Genomic DNA, 446 nt, shown 5'->3' on the forward strand with positions numbered 1-446 from the left:
CGAAGGTGGGACTGGCGATTGGGACGAAGTCGTAACAAGGTAGCCGTACCGGAAGGTGCGGCTGGATCACCTCCTTTCTAAGGAGCACTTCTAAGCCGGTCCTTCGGGGCTGGTTCAGAGGCCAGTACATCAGCGAACGTCTGATGCTGGTTGCTCATGGGTGGAACGTTGACTACTCGGCACACTTGGTCGTCTTCTCCTGCTAGTACTGCTCTTCGGAGCGTGGAACGCTGAGGGAAGCGGGGAGTGTGTCGGGCACGCTGTTGGGTGTCTGAAGGTACGGCCGGTTGGCTGCCTTCAGTGCCGGCCCCGGTAAAGGTTCGCTTCGGCGGGCTGTGACGGGTGGTTGGTCGTTGTTTGAGAACTGCACAGTGGACGCGAGCATCTGTGGCCAAGTTTTTAAGGGCGCACGGTGGATGCCTTGGCACCAGGAACCGATGAAGGAC

1 rRNA gene is annotated in these 446 nt (G+C 59.2%); it reads left to right on the forward strand.

Features of this window, described 5'->3' with window-relative positions:
* Window positions 1-77: ribosomal RNA gene (locus IF78_RS0142900) — 16S ribosomal RNA — on the forward strand; the annotation flags it as partial.
* Between the last annotated feature and the right edge of the window lie 369 nt (window positions 78-446).

This window comes from Streptomyces bicolor (assembly GCF_000719285.1).
In the GTDB taxonomy this organism is placed as follows: domain Bacteria; phylum Actinomycetota; class Actinomycetes; order Streptomycetales; family Streptomycetaceae; genus Streptomyces; species Streptomyces bicolor.